The sequence below is a fragment of the Piscinibacter sp. HJYY11 genome (assembly GCF_016735515.1).
In the GTDB taxonomy this organism is placed as follows: Bacteria; Pseudomonadota; Gammaproteobacteria; order Burkholderiales; family Burkholderiaceae_C; genus Rhizobacter.
Genome location: NZ_JAERQZ010000001.1, coordinates 1141419 through 1159573, shown reverse-complemented (window position 1 = coordinate 1159573; position 18155 = coordinate 1141419). Strand labels below are relative to the sequence as shown.

General features: G+C 68.6%; 13 protein-coding genes. 5 read left to right on the top strand and 8 right to left on the bottom strand.

Annotated elements, in window-relative coordinates; all coding sequences use genetic code 11:
• Window positions 1-14 precede the first annotated feature (14 nt).
• Complete coding sequence (locus JI745_RS05255) at window positions 15-1865, bottom strand: diguanylate cyclase (protein WP_201804365.1); 1851 nt, start codon at window positions 1863-1865, stop codon at window positions 15-17.
• Between the two features lie 188 nt (window positions 1866-2053).
• Between JI745_RS05255 and JI745_RS05250 the strand changes: the two genes are divergently transcribed.
• The 3 genes from JI745_RS05250 to JI745_RS05240 all read left to right on the top strand — a co-directional run bounded on the left by JI745_RS05250 (window position 2054) and on the right by JI745_RS05240 (window position 5782).
• Window positions 2054-4522 (top strand): circularly permuted type 2 ATP-grasp protein, encoded by a 2469-nt coding sequence (locus JI745_RS05250; RefSeq protein WP_201804363.1) that lies wholly within the window; start codon window positions 2054-2056, stop codon window positions 4520-4522.
• A 2-nt stretch (window positions 4523-4524) separates the two neighbouring features.
• A complete protein-coding gene (locus JI745_RS05245; protein WP_201804362.1) occupies window positions 4525-5409 on the top strand; it encodes a transglutaminase family protein in 885 nt (294 codons plus the stop codon).
• Window positions 5410-5563: 154 nt separating this feature from the next.
• A complete protein-coding gene (locus JI745_RS05240; protein WP_201804360.1) occupies window positions 5564-5782 on the top strand; it encodes a hypothetical protein in 219 nt (72 codons plus the stop codon).
• Window positions 5783-5825: 43 nt separating this feature from the next.
• Here the strand turns inward: JI745_RS05240 and JI745_RS05235 are convergent, their stop codons facing one another.
• From JI745_RS05235 to JI745_RS05205, 7 genes are all read right to left on the bottom strand, one after another.
• Window positions 5826-6968 carry an ABC transporter substrate-binding protein gene (locus JI745_RS05235; RefSeq protein WP_201804359.1) on the bottom strand — a complete coding sequence of 381 codons (1143 nt, stop codon included), beginning with the start codon at window positions 6966-6968 and terminating at the stop codon, window positions 5826-5828.
• 142 nt (window positions 6969-7110) lie between these two features.
• On the bottom strand, window positions 7111-8445 hold the full coding sequence (locus JI745_RS05230) for a YbfB/YjiJ family MFS transporter (protein WP_201804357.1): 1335 nt from the start codon (window positions 8443-8445) through the stop codon (window positions 7111-7113).
• 42 nt (window positions 8446-8487) lie between these two features.
• Entirely contained in the window at window positions 8488-10380 is a 1893-nt protein-coding gene (locus tag JI745_RS05225; RefSeq protein ID WP_236675173.1) for an FAD/NAD(P)-binding protein, read from the bottom strand.
• Window positions 10381-10661: 281 nt separating this feature from the next.
• The gene (gene mltB, locus JI745_RS05220; protein ID WP_201804354.1) at window positions 10662-11762 is read right to left on the bottom strand and encodes a lytic murein transglycosylase B; all 1101 of its coding nucleotides are present in this window, start codon (window positions 11760-11762) and stop codon (window positions 10662-10664) included.
• Window positions 11763-11770: 8 nt separating this feature from the next.
• The gene (locus JI745_RS05215) at window positions 11771-13825 is read right to left on the bottom strand and encodes a DUF3488 and transglutaminase-like domain-containing protein (RefSeq protein ID WP_310738493.1); all 2055 of its coding nucleotides are present in this window, start codon (window positions 13823-13825) and stop codon (window positions 11771-11773) included.
• Window positions 13816-14820, bottom strand: coding sequence for a DUF58 domain-containing protein (locus tag JI745_RS05210; protein WP_201804350.1), 1005 nt, complete (start codon window positions 14818-14820; stop codon window positions 13816-13818). The genes JI745_RS05215 and JI745_RS05210 overlap by 10 nt, the downstream gene beginning before the upstream one ends.
• A 16-nt stretch (window positions 14821-14836) precedes the next feature.
• Window positions 14837-15763 carry a MoxR family ATPase gene (locus JI745_RS05205; protein WP_201804348.1) on the bottom strand — a complete coding sequence of 309 codons (927 nt, stop codon included), beginning with the start codon at window positions 15761-15763 and terminating at the stop codon, window positions 14837-14839.
• A 37-nt stretch (window positions 15764-15800) separates the two neighbouring features.
• Here JI745_RS05205 and JI745_RS05200 point away from each other — a divergent pair, with 37 nt between their 5' ends.
• On the top strand, window positions 15801-16736 hold the full coding sequence (locus JI745_RS05200; RefSeq protein ID WP_201804346.1) for a histone deacetylase family protein: 936 nt from the start codon (window positions 15801-15803) through the stop codon (window positions 16734-16736).
• Between the two features lie 94 nt (window positions 16737-16830).
• Window positions 16831-18126, top strand: a complete 1296-nt coding sequence (locus JI745_RS05195; protein ID WP_201804345.1) for a mechanosensitive ion channel family protein — start codon at window positions 16831-16833, stop codon at window positions 18124-18126.
• Window positions 18127-18155: the final 29 nt, after the last annotated feature.

Here is an 18155-nt window from a genome sequence, read left to right as displayed (position 1 = left end):
CCAGGATGCCCGGGTCAGACCGGCGTCAGGGCGACCTGGTCGCGGCCGGCCTTCTTGGCACCGTGCAATTGCGCGTCGGCCTGTGCATAGAGCTGCTCGCGGCTCAGCGGCGAGCCGAGGGGCTGACCCCACCACGCCACCCCGAAGCTGGCGGTGACGATCCCGGCCGGGCTGCCCGGGTGCGAGATGTGCAGCTGGCGGATGGCATGGCGCAGCCGCTCCACGAACTGCCGTGCGCCGTCTTTCGACGTGGCAGTGAAGAGCAGGCCGAACTCTTCGCCGCCGAGGCGGAACAGCAGGTCGCCCGAGCGGCGCAGCTCGGCCCGCACCGCACCCGAGACGGCGCGCAGCACCTGGTCGCCCGCGGCCTGGCCGAGCAGATCGTTGAAGGCCTTGAAATGGTCGAGGTCGAAGATGCAGAACGCCAGCGGCTCCTGGCGCGGCTGGTGGTCGAGCAGCTGGGCGCAGAAGTCGTTGAAGTGCCGGCGGTTGAAGGCGCCGGTCAGTTCGTCGGTGATCGACAGTTCGTACAGCCGGCGGTTGGCGGCATCGAGCGCCTGGGCCCGCTCTTTCACCTGGGCTTCGAGCTTGCCGACCAGCGCCTGCTGGGCCAGACGTGCGCGGCGCTCGGCGGCCACCTTGTCGAGGCCCTGGGCGTCGAGCATGTCGGCGAGGCCGAGCGCGAGCACGAGCATCGCGAAGCTCGCGCCGATCTCCACACCCCAGGTGCTGAACCCGTTGACCGGCACCAGCCCCGTGACCTGCGCGATGTAGCTGGCCGCGCCGAGGCACAGCAGTGCGAAGGCGCCCACGTAGAAGCGCGCCGCGCGATGACCGTGCAGCGCGAGCCATGTGGCGAGGGCGAGCGTGAGGATGCCCAGCGGCAGGCCGGTGGCCCAGCCGAGCATCACGGCGATCGCGTGCTGGCCGGTGAGCGCCAGCAGGGCGTCGCCCACGTTGAGCGCGACCAGCACCTGCGCCGCCATGAGCCACGGTCGGCGCAGGTGCTCGCGCAGGCGCAGGTACGAGAGCGCGAAAAGACCCATCGCGGCGAACCCCGCGCCGGTGGTGAGGATCAGGAAGCCGTTGTTGAAGTCCGGCGCACCGGGCCAGACGTGCTGCCAGAGGTTGCCACCCGAGGTGAGGCTCCACAGCAGGAGCCAGCCGGCGCAGTGCGCGTAGTGGCCGAGCGCCTTCTGGCGCGTGACGGCGAAGAGCAGCAGGTGGTAGAGGCCGATCACCAGCACGCCGCCGTGGAAGAGCGTGAGGATCGTGTGGTCGCGCGCCATCGCGGCCTCGAAGCTGCTGCGGCTGTGCAGGGTGATGGGCAATGGCTCGAAGAGGCCGTCGTGCGTCGACAGGCGCACCCACACTTCGAGCTCTTCTCGCGGCGCGAGCTGCAGGGGGAGGGCGATGCTGCGCTGAGGCAGCGGCTGCTGCGAGAAGGGCAAGCGATCACCGCCGTGCACCTGCTCGATCCGGCTGCCGCCCAGGCGCAGCACATGCCAGTGCGCCAGGTCGTGGCGGGGGTGGCCGAGGTCGATCACGGCATCGGCGGGCTGGTGGCTGGTGTTGGCGATGCGCCAGCGCACCCAGAAAACGGACGGCGTGTACCCGAAGGCGAGGGCGTTGCCCCGGCCGTATTGCCAGCCGGAGGCGGCGCGGGCGCCGGCGAGGTCGAGGCGGGTGCTGCGGTCTTCCAGCCACTCGGCCTGTTGCACCAGGCTGGTCGGGCTGGCGTTTGGCTGCCAGGGCACGGGGTTGGCCGCATGGGCGCTGGCCAGGCCGATGAGGGACGCCAGGCCGAGGGCCAGCAGCACCACGGCCCGACGCCAACCCCCAAGCCCAGGCACGCGTGCAGACATGACGTCTTTATCGACCCGGCCCCGCCCGCATTGAGTGCACGCCTGGCGGGCAGGCCCGGTGGCCTGTGCGGTACGCCACGCCGGGTATTGTTTTTGCACGACAGCCCTGGGTTACGGTGGCCCTGCCGGGCCGCGCCGATCTAAGAGAATCGCCCATCCCTGCACGCGTGCCGTTTCCCCGTTCCCCCATGCTGAAGAGGCTGCTCTCCGCTTACTCCGCCCTCGAAGGCCGCTACGACGAGCTGCTCGCAGCGACGGGCGAGCCACGCCCGCACTGGGACGCGTTCCTGCACGCCATGGCCGAGCGCGAAGGCGCCGGCGTGGGCGAGACGCTGGCGCTGATGGAGCGCCAGGTGCGCGAGAACGGCATCACCTACAACGTCTACGCCGACCCGAAAGGCGCCGATCGGCCGTGGGAGGTCGACCCGCTGCCGCTGCTGCTGTCGCCGCGCGAGTGGGACGAGATCGAGACCGGCATCGCCCAGCGCGCCGAGTTGCTCAACCGCGTGCTGGTCGACGTGTACGGCGAGCAGTCGCTGCTCAAGAGCGGTGCCATTCCGCCCTCGGTGGTGTTCGGCCACAGCGGCTTCCTGCACCAGGTGCGCGGCATCCGGCCGCCGGGCGACGTGCACCTCTTCCACTACGCTGCCGACCTTGCCCGCTCGCCCGATGGTCGCTGGTGGGTGGTGAGCGACCGCACGCAGGCGCCTTCGGGCGCGGGCTATGCGCTGGAGAACCGGTTGGTGGTCTCGCGTGTGTTCCCGCAGCTCTTTCGCGACCTGCATGTGCAGCACCTGGCATCGTTCTTCGCGCAGATGCGCGAGTCGCTGCTGCGCTGGGCCCCCAAGGGCGACGGCCCGCCGCTGATCGCGTTGCTGACGCCAGGGCCCTACAACGAGACCTACTTCGAGCACGCGCTGCTGGCGCGCTACCTCGGCTTCGCGCTGGTGGAAGGCACCGACCTCACGGTGCGCGATGGCCGGGTGTGGATGAAGACGGTCGAGGGCCTCAAGCGCGTGCACGCCATCCTGCGCCGCCAGGACGACGACTATTGCGACCCGCTCGAGCTGCGCTCTGACTCGGCGCTCGGCGTGGCCGGGCTCACCGACTGCGCACGCCGCGGCGCGGTGCTCGTGGCCAACGCGCTGGGCTCGGGCGTGCTGGAGTCGGGTGCCTTGCTCGGCTACCTGCCCAAGTTGAGCGAGCAGCTGCTGGGCGAGTCGCTCCGGCTGCCTTCTGTCGCCACCTGGTGGTTGGGCGAGCCGGCGGCGTTCGACGACGCGTGGAAGCGGCTCGACCACATCCTCATCAAGCCGCTGGAGCGCTCGGCCAAGGAGCCGGCGCTGTTCGGCGCCGACCTCTCGCCCGACGAGCGTGTGCTGCTCAAGGCACGCGTGGCCTCGCGGCCGCAGCGCTACGTGGCGCAGGAGTGGGTGCACGTCTCGCAGGCGCCGGTGCTGGAGCGCGGCACCACGACGCAGGGCGATCACCTCAGCGCGCGCACCGTGGGGCTGCGCGTCTTTGCCGTCGCCACGCCGCACGGCTACCGCGTGATGCCCGGCGGCCTGACCCGCGTGGCCAGCGACAGCAACTCGCGCGTGATCGCGATGCAGCGCGGGGGCGGCTCGAAAGACACCTGGGTGCTGTCCGACGGGCCGGTGAATGCGGCGTTCTCGCTGCTCTCGAGCACCGTCACGCCGCAGGACCTGGTCACCTCGCGCGGCAACGTGCCTTCGCGCACGGCGGAAAACCTGTTCTGGTTCGGCCGCTATGGCGAGCGCTGCGACAGCTCGGCGCGCCTGCTGCGCGTGGCCATCGCCACCGTGCTCGGCGCGACCGATGCCAATGCCGACGGCACCTCCGACGGCCTCGTGCCGGTGCTCGCGCTTGCGCAGCGCGTGGGCCTGATCGACGCGGCCGACAACCCCGGCACCGAGCTGCTGCGCGCCGCCACGCACCCCGATGAAGGCCTGAGCCAGCGGCTGAAGCAGCTCTCGCGGGTGGCCTTCAACCTGCGCGACCGCATGTCGGCCGACAACTGGCGCACGCTCAACCGCCTGATCGGCGACCCGGTGTTCCAGCGCGGCAGCTCACTGCCGCTCGCGCTCGCGTGGCTCGACCGAGCCGTGACAACGATGATGACCCTCTCGGGCTACGTGCTCGACGGCATGACACGCGGCACGGGCTGGCGCTTCCTCTCGATCGGCCGGCGCATCGAGCGCCTGTCGAACCTGTGCACCACGCTCCAGGTGGCCACCCATGAAGGCCGCGCCGACGGGCTCGACTGGCTGCTGGAGCTGGCCGATTCGACTGTCACCTACCGCTCGCGCTACCTGGTGGCGCCCGAATGGCTGCCGGTGCTCGACCTGCTGGTGCGCGACGACACCAACCCGCGCTCGGTCGCGTTCCAGGTGAAGGGCCTGGTCGAATACGTCGAGAAGCTCGAGCGTACGCACGGGCGATTCGCGGCCGATGTGCTGGGCCCGGCCCAGGCGGCACTGCAGGCGCTGCAGCCCGCGGACCTGCATCCCGAAAGCGTGACGCTCGCGCATGCGATCGACCAGATCCAGCGTGCGGCGCATACCGTGTCGGACGAACTCACGCTCAAGTTCTTCTCGCATGCGGCCTCGCGCAGCGTGCTCTCGCTGGTGGCCTGACGATGGGCACGGCCGAGCGCTACACGGTGGAGCACGAGACGCGGTACGTGTACGCCGCGCCGGTCTCGCAGTCGTGGCAACTCGCGCGTCTCACCCCGCGCAACCTGCCGTGGCAGAAGCTGCTCTCGTGCTCGATCCAGATCGACCCCCCGCCCGACGAGCGCCACGAAGCGCCCGACAGCTTCGACAACAGCGTCACCCATTTCGGCTTGCACGGCGCGCACCGCATGCTGAGGGTGCGCATGCAATGCAGCGTGGAGGTGGGCGACCGGCCGTCGGCCGAGGACACGCCCTTCGCGGCCTGGGAGCGCGTGCGCGACACCGTGCGCGAGCAGACGCAGCTCGATGGCCTGGTGCCGGCGCGCATGGCCGAGCCGACGACGCTCGTGCCGCTGTCGGAAGGTGCGCGCATTTACGCGCTGGAGTCGCTCACGCCGGGGCGTGACTGGCTGGAAGCGGTGACCGACCTGATGCACCGCATCCATGCGCATTTCGAGTTCGACCCCGGGGCCACCACGGTGAGCACCTCGGTGGATGAAGTGCTGCACCAGCGCCGCGGCGTCTGCCAGGACTTCGCCCACCTGATGCTGGCCTGCCTGCGCGGCCATGGCCTGCCGGCGCGCTACGTGTCGGGCTACCTGTTGACCGACCCGCCCGAGGGGCAGCCGCGCCTGATGGGCGTGGACGCCTCGCACGCGTGGGTGGCGGCGTATTCACCCGCCACCGGCTGGGTGGAGTTCGACCCCACCAACAACCAGCTCGCCGACAGGCGCTACATCACGCTCGCGTGGGGGGCGGACTTCGCCGACGTGGTGCCGCTTCGAGGGGTGATCCTCGGGGGCGGGGCGCAGGAGATGGACGTCTCGGTCAGCGTCATCCCGGCCTGAAAGCCTGAGCAAACAGGGGCCCCCCGAAGCGGGGCCCTCAGGCTGCGGGATTCTTCAGAGGGTCTCGCAGCACTATCTTTGCAGCCATAGGTGGGATGTCTTCGCGAACCCGGCTTGCGCACACTGCGGCTCAAGCAAAACAGAGGGAGCGAACATGACGACGGCAAGTGGTGGCTGGATGAAAACGAGCGACGTGCGGCACGAGATGCGGCGCCCCGGCACAGGCGACTGGACCGGGATCGGCTGGACCGATTCGAGCTGGGAACTGGCCCATGGCCTGGAGGTGGTGGAAGACCTGCCGCCCGATGCGTGGCCGGTGGAGTTCTCGCCCGGCGCGGCGGCCAAGGCTTTGTTGCCGCCCCAAAAAAATTGACCGGGCAGCGCCCGGTCAATCCTGGTGAAACGGCGCTTGCCGTTCAGCGGCGGAAGCTGCCGTCGTCACCGATGTACGACAGGTCCACGTAGTCCAGGCCCGAGTGGTCGGTCGGGGTGTAGGTCAGCTCCGTGCCGCCGACGCCGGCGCCGATGTCGACGCGGTTGAAGGACTCCAGGGCCTTCTTGAACGATGCGCGGGTGATGGCTTCTTTCCCCTGTGCGGCGCGGCGCAGGGCGAGCACCAGCACCTTCGACGCGGCGTAGCCTTCGATCATGGCGGGCGTCAGCTGCTTGATGCCCTTGGCTTGGGCGAGGCGCGCAGCCTCGGCGATCATCGGCGAGGCCAGCCGGCGCTCCGACGGGAACACCTGGCTCACGATCACGCCCGAAGCGTGCTCGCCCAGCGCATCGACGAAGCCCTTGGCGGCGTTGTTCGACAGGGTGGCGACGGTGACCTTGGAGCCGGCCTGGCGCAATGCCTTCACGCCGGTGGCCACCGAGGCGGCCGTGCTGATCATCAGGATGCCCAGCGGCTTGGTCTCGAGTGCCTTGGCCACGCACTTGGAATAGTCGGGCTTGAACTTGTCGAGCGCTTCGTTGAACGCGGTCTGCTTGCCGGCGGTCTTGAAGACGTTGAGCGCGCCCTGCAGGGCGTCTTGGCCGAAGGGGTCGTCGACGTAGCAGATGCCCACGCGCTCGAGGCCGCCCATGCCGAGGTGGCGCGTCACGTGCTCGGCTTCACGCTGGTAGGTGGCGCGCACGTTGAACACGTAGGGGTGCACCGGCTTGTGCACCGAGATCGCACCGGTCGACGGGGCCAGCAGCACGATGCGGGCTTCGGTCAGCAGCGGCAGCATGGCCTGGGCGTGCGGCGTGCCGCGGTTGAGAAAGAGCGCGACGACCTTCGGGTCGGCGATCAGCTGCTTGGTGTTCTCGACGGTGTTGGGCACCTGGTTCTTGTCGTCCAGGGTGACCACCTCGATCTGCTGGCCGTTGATGCCGCCTTCCGAGTTGACGAAATCAATGTAGAGCATGGCGCCCTGGTTGATTTCCTTGACCGGGCCTGCGGCCGGGCCGGTCACCCCGGTGGTCTGGCCGATGCGGATCTGGGCCGACACCAAGGTGCTCGCCAGAAGGCCGATGGCCGCCAGGACGGCGCGCGTTGCATTCGCTTTGAACCACATGATCAGGAACCCCTAAGTTTTAAGTTTTTTGGTCGTGCGACCACCCAACGAATTTTCGATATTGCACCCCAGTTTTCCCATCACCTTGCGCGGAAAAACGCTGACTCCGCGGTGCTTGTTCTGAGGGAACTTCGCTGCCGTGCTATTTCTCCACCGCGGTCGCATTCGGATACAGGTTGCTTTCGTGTGGAGGGCTGTCGCTCGTGGCGCCAGGCTCGGGGGAAACTGCAGCAACTTCTTCGACCGCGGCGTCAGGCTTGCGGATCATGAGGACGCAGGCGATGGATCCGAGCAAGGCCATCGCACTGGCGAGGAACAGCGGGTGATAGGAATCGAGGTGCGGTGCGGCCGTGGCCATCAGGAAACCGCCGCCAGCCTGCGTGATCGAGAAGCTGAAGGTGGCCAGGCCCCACGCACGGCGGTGGAGTTTGGCACCAACCGTCTCCAGCGCATAGGCCGAGATCAGCGCCACGATGCCGGGGGTGAAGATTCCCATCAGGATGGATGAGATGAACAGCGCCGGCACGCTGCTGCTCCACCAGGGCATGGCGGCGGCGACCGCCTTCAGCGCGAAGCCCGCGATCAGGCAGCGCTTGAGGCCGAACTTGTCGGCCAGGCTTCCGGTGAGCAACGGGCCGATGGCCGCGCCCACGCCGAACATCGACCACATGAAGCCGCCCATCGCGAGCGACCTGCCTTGCTCGCGCACGATGTAGTCGACCCAGAACATGGTGTGCGCGAGGTAGCCCATGGCATTGAGGCCGTGCGCGGCGAGGATCAGCCAGACCGTCCAGCGGGCCTCGGCCGGGATTTCCTCTTTCGGCGCCGGTGCACCGTCGGCGGTGGCGGCCGGCGGTTCGCTCGCTTCGGGCGGCCACTGGTGCCAGGCCGAGACCGTGAGCGCGAGGCAGACCGCGCCCATGCCGAGCCAGGCGCCTTCGACGCCCCGGAAGGCGAGGGGCAGCACCTCGTCGCCCCAGATGATCCCGACGCCCACGCCGGCGATCAACACCGGCACCAAGAGGCCCGACAGCACGGCGCCGAGCCCGATGCCCGAGAAGACGATGCCGCTGGCCTTGCCGCGGATCGCCGGGTCGTGCTGGGGCAGCACCACCGGCGCCGGCAGCACCATCAGGATGGCGCCGCAGAAGCCGGCCGCGGTGCGCCAGGCGTAGTACCAGGCGAGCGGTGCGTCGCGGAAGGCGCAGGCGAAGAAGCTCACCGAGCAGATGAGCATCGACCAGCGGAGCAAGGTCGCCACCGCGTAGCGGCGGCCGAGCCAGTCGGACGCCCAGGCGCCAAGCACGTAGCCGAGCAGGGTGGCCACGCTCAGCTGCGAGGCCTCGCCTTTCGTGAACCAGCCCGCGTCGATGAGCGCAGGCATCAGGGCAATGAACGCGAACCGGCCGATGCCGTTGCCGATCAGCGTGGCGGACAGGCCTGCCAGGCTCAGGCGGTTCAGCGCGGCCTGCAGCATCGCGGCAAGCCGGTCAGGGGCAGGGAGGAGGGCTGCTCAGGGTCAGGACAACGCGCCATACAGGGAAGCAAAGGCGGAGGCGTACTCCGTCGTCGGAACGGCCGTGTCGATCGCCTCGTCCTGAGGCGCAGGCGCGTGGCCGGTGATCATCGAGATCATCTTGGTGACGGCTCGCCCGGCATCAACGATCGCGGTGGAGTTGACGCCGGAGCGGGGCACCACGAAGGTGTAGAACTTGACGCCTTCGGTGGGAATGCCCAGCGCCCAGGCGTTGTCGATCGGCTGACCGCTGGTGGTGACCCAATTGAATTCGCGGGTGACCTCGATGCCGCCGGGATGGAAACCGCCGTTGTGGAAGAGGCGCAGGTAGCCGGCCTTGAGCAGGCTGCGCAGCAGCGGCGACGAATCGTCGGCGGGGCTGTGCATGGAAATGCGGGCCTTGATGAGCACATCGATCGCCGTGCTCTTGTCGGGCCAGTGCTTCGAGACGACTCGCATGCGCTCGCCAGCCTTCATCTGCTTGCAGGCGGCGCCAGGGCCGTAGCTCACATCGAGCACACCGGCTTCGACCAGCGCCAGCAGTTCGGCAATGCGCGACGACGGCGGGCCGACCGCGATGCGGTTCATGATGGGGTTGAACTCCGCCAGCAGCCACCGGTGCGACGCCTCGGTCAGGCCGCCGTGGTCGATGGCGGCGCGCAGGTTGTCGCGCAGGTCGCGCACCACGTCGCAGGCAGCCTTCAGCGGGCCTTGCACGTTGCCCTTGTAGGCCTCGCGCAGGTCCTGCCGCAGGTGCTCCATCAGCCACTCGTGGAAGTCTTCCGGCGTGGCCAGGGCGTCGTCGGTGATCGGGTTGACGAGCTGGTCCCACGAGAAGCGGTCGGCTTCAGGCACGTACTGGCGGATCAGCGCTTCGCGCTCGGCGACGTCTGCACACAGGAACTGGTTGCAGAAGAGCATGGAGGTGACCGGATCGCGGCGCTCGCGCAGGTAGGCCTCGTAGTAGGCGAACTGCATGTCGGCCAGCAGCAGCGGGAAGATGTCGGTCACGAAGTCGAGCTTGCGGCCGGCGCGCATGGCGCGCACCTTGTCGGCCACCAGGAAGCGCGCCTTGTACTGGATCGACACGCCTTTCTGGTTGACCGCGCGGGCGGTCAGCGGCAGGCCGGAGCGCGAGTACGCCACCAGGCGCGGCTCCTGACCCGAAGGCAGGTAGCGCATGCGGCCTTCGTCGTCTTGTACGAAGCGGCCACCGCGGCCGGTGGTCAGGGCGCCCAGCACGTCGAACATGGTCAGGCCCATGCCTTCGATGGCGACCGTCATGTCGGCCGTGATGGGGGCCGTGGTGGACCGGATGGGATACGGGTCGTCAATAACCTGGGTGGATTGCGACGACGTGTTGAACGCAGCCGCTGATTTCCCGGCAGGTTTTGTGTGGCCGGTGGTGAGAAACAGATAGTTGACGCAGAAAGAGCCACTCTTGGTGGAAATGACCCATGAATCCTCGGCCAGCCGATCGGCGTCGAGGATGGATTCCTGCACGAGGTTTATCTGCACATGCGACGGGGCCAGCGCCGCGAGATAGTGGTAAACCCAATACAGATATCGCCCAAACAGGGCACGCGAGTAGTACTTGTCCGGGGAAATGGCCTGACCCGACCAACGGCCGGACAGCTTGCTGCTGCGCTGCTCTTCCAGCCACTGGTAGAACGAAGGTCCTTCCAGGATGGGACCGGCGCCCACGACGGAGGAATCGGAGAACTGGGTGATCTGGCCGGCCACGGTATTGACCAGCAGATATTCTTCTTGCTCCGGATCGTGGCAACCCACGCCAGGGGGGTGGGGGTCGAAGATGAAGATTTCAATATTGGCGGATTTTCTGACCCGTTCGTTGGCGACTATGCGCTCCAGAACCGTCAACCCGCGCGGGCCCATCCCGATGATCCCAATTCGAGCTGTTGTCATGAGTTCCTACTCTCCGGGCGGGCAATTTAACCTGAGGCCCGCGACAAATTGATGGCCGATGTTTGTTTGTATCGTTTGGACAACTCTTGTCGCGGTCTCGCCGTGCCAGCTCCCGATCCCTGACACGGTGGTAAGAAGTCGCAGACCCCCCTTGAATAGGGGGTTGCGTTGGCATGATGCGGGTTTTCGCTAGCCGCCTGTGTTTCTTCTTGTAAGCGCGGCGGTCGATTCGTTGACGGGGATCAACGGTCCTACCGGTCAACCTTGTGCTTGACCAGCCCGATCGCCTCGCCGAGGTCGATGACGGCCATCGCGTAGTAGCTCGACCAGTTGTAGCGGGTCACCGCGTAGAAGTTGGACGTGCCCGCCACATAGCTGGGCGCGGCGTCGCCGTTGTGCAGCTCGACCAGCGCCAGGAGGCCCGTGAACTCGCGGCCGGCCGCCGGGAGGCCGGCCCCTTTCTCCGCGAACTGCTGGGCGGTGAAGGTGGGCTTGATGTCCGGCTCGAGCAAGGCGGCGCGGTCCGCCAGGTCGACGGGCAGCGACACTTCGAAGCGCGTGGGCACGCCACGCTGCCAGCCGAACTCGGCCAGATAGTGCGCAATGCTGCCGATCACGTCGGCTGGGCTGGCGTGCAGGTCCACGCGCCCGTCGCCATCGAAGTCGACGGCGTACTTGTTCCAGCTGCTCGGCATGAACTGGCCCATGCCCATCGCTCCGGCGTAGCTGCCCTTCAGCTGGCGCGGGTCGACCTTCTCGCTGTGGGCGAGCACGAAGAGCTGCTCGAGTTCATCGCGGAAGAAGGCGCTTCGGTCCTTGCGGCCGGTCGGAAAATCGAAGGACAGCGTGGCCAGCGCGTCCAGCACGCGGAAGTTGCCCATGTGGCGGCCGTACAGCGTCTCGACGCCGACCACGCCGACCACGATCTCGGGCGGCACGCCGTACATCTCTTCGGCGCGCTGCAGCCACTTCTCGTTCTCGCGCCAGAAGGCGAGGCCGGTGCGGATGCGCAGCGGCTCCACGAAGCGCGCGCGGTAGGCGGCCCAGTTCTTCGCAGTGCCCGTGGGCGGCGGCATGATGAACCTGGCCACGTTGGGCACGTAGCGGGCCTCGGCCAGCACGCTCTTGACCCAGGCAGCATCGAGGCCGCGGCGTTCGGCGAGCTCGGTGGCGAAGCGCATCACGTCTTCCCGCTGGCCGTAGGTGACGAGGTCGGGTTCGCTGTCCGACCTGGCCGGGGCGCGCGGTTTCTTCGCTTCGGTGGCGGCCACCCAGGTGCTGCAAGTCAGGAGGGCTGCGAACAGGGCGGGCAGTGCGCGGCGCGAGAGCGGCAAACGTAGCGAGAGCGACATGCCGCGGATTATCGCGGGGCGTGCTGCGCACTCCGGCGCAGTGCACGCACTTCTCCCCGCAGCGCACGCAGCCATTGCGCAGAAGGTCGCGTGAGCGGCGCGTGCCCGTAGCGCTGCCGCTCCAGCGCCATCAACTGGCCCGCAACGGCCGCTCCGAGCTCGCCGTATTGCTGATGCACCTGCGCTGCCAGGGTGCGGGGCGCTTCGTGCGGCAGCGCGGCCAGGCCGAGCAGGCGCAGGCTGCGACGCATCTGCATCGCCTGGCGGGCCCAAGGGTCCTGCCGGTGGCGATCCCACCAGGCCCAGCTGGCGCCGAGCAGGGCCAGGCCGCTCAAGATGCCGATGAGCAACAGGGCCACGTCCTGCCAGCTCGGCGAGTCGAAGCCGAGCTGCTTCATCAGATCGAGCTGCTGGCCGCGCGAGTAGTTGAGCACCCACTGGTTCCAGCGGTTGTTGAGGGTTTCCCACGTCTGGCGCAGCTGGGCCAGCAGCTCGGGGTTGACGTTGCTGATGGCGCCGGCGACGAAACCCGGCGCAGGCACGAGGTTGCGGCTGCGCACGATGCGGTCGGGGGCGACAGCGGCGGTGGGGTCGGCGCGCACCCAGCCGCGGCCCTCGACCCAGTACTCGGCCCAGGCATGGGCATGGCTCTGGCGCACGATGTAGTAGCCGTCGATCGGCATCGGGTCGGCGCCCTGGAATCCGGTGACCACGCGAGCGGGCACGTCGAGCGCGCGCATGATCACGACGAAGGCCGCTGCGAAGTGCTCGCAGAATCCTTCCTTGCGGTCGAGCCAGAACTCATCGAGCGCCACGCGCTCGTCGGTTTCACCATAGACGCCGGGCGCCAGCGTGTAGGTGAAGCCGGCCGTGCGGATGTGCTGCATCACCGCCTGGGCCAGGGCCGGCGCGTCGGCGTTGGCCATGCGAGGGTGGTCGCCCAGCTCGCGGGCCCACGCGAGCGTGCGCGGGTTGTAGCCGTTGGGCAGCAAGACGTTCTCGCGCAGGCTGGGGCTGCGCTGCTGGGGCCCATGCTCGAAGCGGGTGTGCGCCGTGGCCTTGAACCTGACGCGGTTGAACACCAACCGGTCGGTGCCCCAGCTCAGGGTGTCGCGCCGACGCGCCGTGAGCCCGTCGATGGGCTCGATCGCACTCGTGGCTTCGAGTGTCGGAATGAGAAAGAGGCGTGTGGGTTCTGCGGTGATCTCGTAGTCGAGGCCCGGGCTCGTCGCTCGCAGCTCGTCTCGTGCCGGCGCGCTCGAGGCAATGCCTGTCGTCCAGGTGCGGCCGTCGAAGTTGGAAAGCACGGGGCCTCTGAAATACAGGGTCTCGGGTGCGGGTGGGTTGCCGAAGAAGCGCACCCGCATGGCAATGGAGTCGTCGAGCGCGATCTCGGCCACGGTGCCCATCCGCATGGTGTTGGACAGGCCGGTCTTGACCAGCCCATCCTGTGGCACGCCCCACAGCGGCCCCATCCGCGGAAACAGCAGGAACAGCAGCACCATCACCGGCGCGCCCAGCAGCGCGGTGCGCAGCGCGAGCCGGCTGGCGCTGCTCAGGCTGGGCTGGCCCACCGGCATGTGGGCGAGCACCAGGGCGGTCAGCAAGCCCCAGACCGAGCCGAGCATCGCCGCCGCCACGAGCAGCGACTGCGAAAAGAGAAAGTGCGTGAGCACGAGGAAGAAGCCGAGGAAGAACACGACGAAGGCGTCGCGCCGCGCCCGCAGCTCCAGCGTCTTCAAGGCCATCAGCACCACCGCGAGCGTGACGCCGGGCTCCTTGCCGAAGATCGTGCGGTAGGACCAGAGCGTGAGCCCCGCGGCCAGCGCCAGCACGGCGATCAGCACCCAGCGGCTGGGCAGCGGCGCGTTGGTGAGGGCCAGGCGCGTGCGCCACAGCAGCACCACGGCCGTGAGCGCGGTGCACCACAGCGGCAGGTGGTTCACGTGGGGCAGGACCGTCCAGCCGATCACGGCCAGCAGGAACAGCGTGTCGCGTGCTTCGCGCGGCAGGTGGCGCCAGCGGGCCGCCAAGCCGAGTCGGGGAGGTGTCGTCAGCTCCACAGCGCCAGTGCCTCCAGGCATTCCTTGCGTTGCGCTTCACCCTGGCCCGGCGCGATCTCGACGCCGGGCAGGCGCAGGCCGTGGTCGGCGCCAGCGCGGTTCGCGGCCACCACCCAGGTGGCGAGACGCGACAGGCGGTCTTCCGGCGCAAGCCCCGTGCAGTGGCTCCAGTCCAGCCACAGCTGGTGCTGCACCGAGGCGCTGGTGTCGCGGCTGACGAGTTCCCCCGTCGTCTCCAGCGTGCGGGCGGCTTTCTTCCAGAGCACCATCTTCAGCGGATCGCCGCGGCGGTAGCTGCGCACGCCCTCGACTTCTCCTCCGTCGGTGCTGCGCCGCGCGGCCGGGCCGCCGGGCACGGGGTGCGCGGCAGGCAGCGGGGCGGCGGGTTGCTCCAGCCGTGGGTAGACCAGCACCTGCGCGGCCGGGCGCCAGATCGCCCAGGCACGAAAGAGACCGAGCGGAAAGCGCGTCTCGATCTGGATCGTCGGCACGTCGTGACGGCCACGCTGCGGCGGCACGAAGCTCACCTGCGCGCTCGACTGGCCACCCTCGGGCACGTCGGTCCAGGCCACCGCCTTGCCGGGGGTCGATTCGAGAGAGAGGCCGATGCCGAAGCGCGCGCGGCCGGCGCTCGTGAGCGTCACGTCGAGCAGGGCGGAGGTGCCGGCGAAGACGGCGCTGGGCGGTCGCAGGTGCAGCGTGAGCCCGCGCAGCGTGTTGTGGGTGACGTGCATCGAGACGATGCCGCTGCCCGCCAAGAGGAACGTGAGGACGTAGCCCAGGCTCAGCTGGTAGTTGATCGACGCCAGCAGCAGCACCACGAGCGTCACGCCGAACATCAGGCCGGCGCGCGTGGGCAGGATGTAGATGTTGCGCTGGGTCAGCAACAGCGTGTCGGTGCGCGGCAGGCGCGCCTGCCACCAGGCGCGAAAGCGTCTGCGCACGGCGGCGGCCGGGTGGAGCACGCTGCGCAAGGGAGCGGCGATGCTGCTCATGGCAAGGCGTCCCAGCTCAGGCCAGCGGCACGGCCTCGATCATCGCCCGCACCTGCTCGCGGGCCCCGCGGCCAGCGCCGGCAACGGGCACCAGGCGGTGCGCGACCGTCTGCACGAGGATGGCCTGCACGTCGTCGGGCGCCACATAGTCGCGCTGGTCGAGCAGGGCGTGCGCCTTCGCGGCGCGCAGGACGGCGATGCCGGCGCGCGGGCTCAAGCCATCGACGAACCACGCACCGCTGCGTGTGGCGGCGATCAGCGCCTGCAGGTAGTCGAGCAGGGCGTCGCTCGCATGCACCTTCAGCACCTCCTGCTGCGCAGCCATCAGCTCCTCGGGCGTCATCACCGCCTTCAGTTCGGCGATGGCCTCGCGGCGGTCGATGCCGGCGAGCAGCGCTCGCTCGCTCGCCTTGTCGGGGTAGCCGAGCGTCAGGCACATCAGGAAGCGGTCGAGCTGCGACTCGGGCAGCGGGTAGGTGCCGAGCTGGTCGGTCGGGTTCTGCGTGGCGATCACGAAGAAGGGACGCGGCAGGGCGCGGGTTTCGCCCTCCACCGTCACCTGGTGCTCTTCCATCGCTTCGAGCAGCGCGCTCTGCGTCTTGGGGCCGGCGCGGTTGATCTCATCGGCCAGCAGCACCTGTGCGAACACCGGGCCCGGGTGGAAGACGAAGGCCTCCTTGCTGCGCTCGTAGACGCTCACGCCGATCAGGTCGGCCGGCATCAGGTCGGCGGTGAACTGGGTGCGGGAAAAGCGCAGGCCGAGCGACACGGCCAGGGCATGCGCCAGCGTGGTCTTTCCGACGCCGGGCACGTCTTCGATGAGGAGGTGGCCGCCTGCCAGGAGGCAGGCCACGCAGTCGCGCACCTGGGGGCGCTTGCCGACGATGATCGTGCTAATCTGGTCCGTCAGTTGGGTGAGTCGTGTCGCCAGGCTCGTGTTCATGCGGCGCACGATACCCGAAACGATCACGCCGCGAGACATGCCCACCGCCCTCTACACCCACGCCGACTGCCGTGCTCATGACATGGGTCACGGCCACCCCGAGTGCCCGCAGCGGCTGGATGCCATCCACGACCACCTCATCGCCACCGGCCTCGATGTCGCCCTCGAGCAGCGGGAAGCACCGCTGGTGGACCTGCGCGACGTGGAGCTTGCCCACAGCGCGCACTACGTCGCAGAGTTGAAGGATCGGCTGGAGCAGCTCGCGCTCACCGGGGAGTCGCGTGCCTTCGACCCCGATACCGCCGCCAACGGTGGCACCTGGGCCGCCACGCAGCGCGCGGCCGGCGCGGCCGTCGCCGCCACCGATGCGGTGATCGACGGCGAGGTCGACAACGCCTTCTGCGCCGTCCGCCCGCCGGGCCACCACGCCACGCGTGACGAGACCATGGGCTTCTGCTTCTTCAACAACGTGGCCATTGCCGCGCGCCATGCGCTCGATGTGCGCGGACTCAAGCGCGTAGCCATCGTCGACTTCGACGTGCACCACGGCAACGGCACCGAAGACATCGTCGCCGGCGACGACCGCATCCTGATGGTGAGCTTTTTCCAGCACCCGCTGTACCCCTACTGCGGCGGCGTGCCCAAGGGCGAGAACATGGTCAACCTCCCCATCCCGCCCTACACGCGCGGCATGGAGATCCGCGACATGATCGAAGCGATGTGGATGCCGCGGCTCGAGGCCTTCAAGCCACAGATGATCTTCATCTCGGCCGGTTTTGACGCCCATCGTGAAGACGAGCTCGGCCAGCTCGGTCTGGTCGAGGCCGACTACGAATGGATCACGCGGCGCGTGAAAGACGTGGCCGACCGGCATGCCCAGGGCCGCATCGTCTCGTGCCTCGAAGGCGGCTACGCGCTGGGCGCGCTGTCGCGCAGCGTGGCCACGCACCTGCGCGTGCTGGCCGACCTGTAGCCGTCATTCCCGCGGAGGCGGGAATCCACGATGAAGCAAGGCCTCGGCTCCCGCTTTGGCGGGAATGACGGGCCCGTGATGGAAAACGACAAGAATGAACAACACCACTGTCGACCTGCAAGAGTTCCAGGAGCTGCTGCGCAGCCTGACCACCCAGAGCGCACTCACCGAAGCCGGCGTGCTGCTCGGTTGCCTGGGCGTGTCGTGGCTGGTCTGCGCGGCCTTGCGCCGCGTGCTGCACATCCAGGGGGCCGTGCTCTTCGGTCGCAGCGTGGTCGACGGCGTGCTGTTCCCGGTCTTTGCGCTCGTGCTCGCGCTGATCGCCAAGCAACTGCTGGTCGGCGTGGTGAAGGTCGCGGTGTTCAAGGTGGCCATCCCGATCCTCACCTCGCTGCTGCTGATCCGTCTGACCGTGCGGGTGCTGACGGCCGCGTTCCCCAACAGCCAGTGGATGCGGGTGATCGAGCGCTTCGTCTCCTGGATCGCCTGGATCGCGGTCGTCCTGTGGGTGACCGGTGTCATGCCGGCGGTGCTGGAGCAGCTCGACGGCGTGCGCTGGAAGATCGGCGGCGCGCAGATCTCGCTTCGCAACCTGATCGAAGGCACGCTCACCGCGGGTGTGGTGATGGTGCTCGCGCTGTGGATCTCGGCGGCGGTCGAACGCAAGATCATCCGCGGCACCGGCGACGACCTCTCGATGCGCAAGATGGCGGCCAACATCGTGCGCGCGCTGTTGCTCTTCATCGGCCTGCTCTTTGCCATGTCGGCGGTCGGCATCGACCTCACGGCGCTCAGCGTGCTCGGCGGTGCGGTCGGCGTGGGCCTGGGCTTCGGTTTGCAGAAGATCGCCGCCAACTATGTGAGCGGTTTCGTCATCCTCGCCGAGCGCTCGTTGCGCATCGGCGACATGGTGAAGGTCGACAACTTCGAAGGCCGCATCACCGACATCCGCACCCGCTACACCGTGATCCGCGCCCTCAACGGCCGCGAAGCCATCGTGCCCAACGAGATGCTGATCACGCAGCGGGTCGAGAACTCGTCGCTGGCCGACCCGCGCCTGTCGATCTCGAGCACGGTGCAGGTCGCCTACGGCACCGACGTGCAAGCGCTGCAGCCCAAGCTCGTGAGCGCGATTGCGGCCGTGCCTCGCGTGTTGCCCGACCCGGCGCCGGCGGTGCAGCTCTCGGCCTTTGCCGCCGACGGCATGGACCTGACCCTGCAGTTCTGGATCCGCGACCCGGAGAACGGGCAGGGCGCGGTGAAGTCGGAGGTCAACTTGGCGGTGCTGGCGGTGCTCAATGCCGAGGGCATCGAGATTCCGTTCCCGCAGCGCGTGGTGCACACGCGCCCGCTCCCCGCAGAAGCCACGAACAAAAACGCCGGCGAGTAGCCGGCGTTTGTGGGGGCATCAGGCCGCTC

What these genes read in the sequence shown, in the direction of transcription:
- JI745_RS05205 (WP_201804348.1), bottom strand. Translation starts at nt 15,763, where the DNA reads ATGAACACGAGCCTGGCGACACGACTCACCCAACTGACGGACCAGATT.
- JI745_RS05195 (WP_201804345.1), top strand. Translation starts at nt 16,831, where the DNA reads ATGAACAACACCACTGTCGACCTGCAAGAGTTCCAGGAGCTGCTGCGC.
- JI745_RS05255 (WP_201804365.1), bottom strand. Translation starts at nt 1,865, where the DNA reads ATGTCTGCACGCGTGCCTGGGCTTGGGGGTTGGCGTCGGGCCGTGGTG.
- JI745_RS05250 (WP_201804363.1), top strand. Translation starts at nt 2,054, where the DNA reads ATGCTGAAGAGGCTGCTCTCCGCTTACTCCGCCCTCGAAGGCCGCTAC.
- JI745_RS05245 (WP_201804362.1), top strand. Translation starts at nt 4,525, where the DNA reads ATGGGCACGGCCGAGCGCTACACGGTGGAGCACGAGACGCGGTACGTG.
- JI745_RS05240 (WP_201804360.1), top strand. Translation starts at nt 5,564, where the DNA reads ATGACGACGGCAAGTGGTGGCTGGATGAAAACGAGCGACGTGCGGCAC.
- JI745_RS05230 (WP_201804357.1), bottom strand. Translation starts at nt 8,445, where the DNA reads ATGCTGCAGGCCGCGCTGAACCGCCTGAGCCTGGCAGGCCTGTCCGCC.
- JI745_RS05200 (WP_201804346.1), top strand. Translation starts at nt 15,801, where the DNA reads ATGCCCACCGCCCTCTACACCCACGCCGACTGCCGTGCTCATGACATG.
- mltB (WP_201804354.1), bottom strand. Translation starts at nt 11,762, where the DNA reads ATGTCGCTCTCGCTACGTTTGCCGCTCTCGCGCCGCGCACTGCCCGCC.
- JI745_RS05210 (WP_201804350.1), bottom strand. Translation starts at nt 14,820, where the DNA reads ATGAGCAGCATCGCCGCTCCCTTGCGCAGCGTGCTCCACCCGGCCGCC.
- JI745_RS05225 (WP_236675173.1), bottom strand. Translation starts at nt 10,380, where the DNA reads ATGGGCCCGCGCGGGTTGACGGTTCTGGAGCGCATAGTCGCCAACGAA.
- JI745_RS05235 (WP_201804359.1), bottom strand. Translation starts at nt 6,968, where the DNA reads ATGTGGTTCAAAGCGAATGCAACGCGCGCCGTCCTGGCGGCCATCGGC.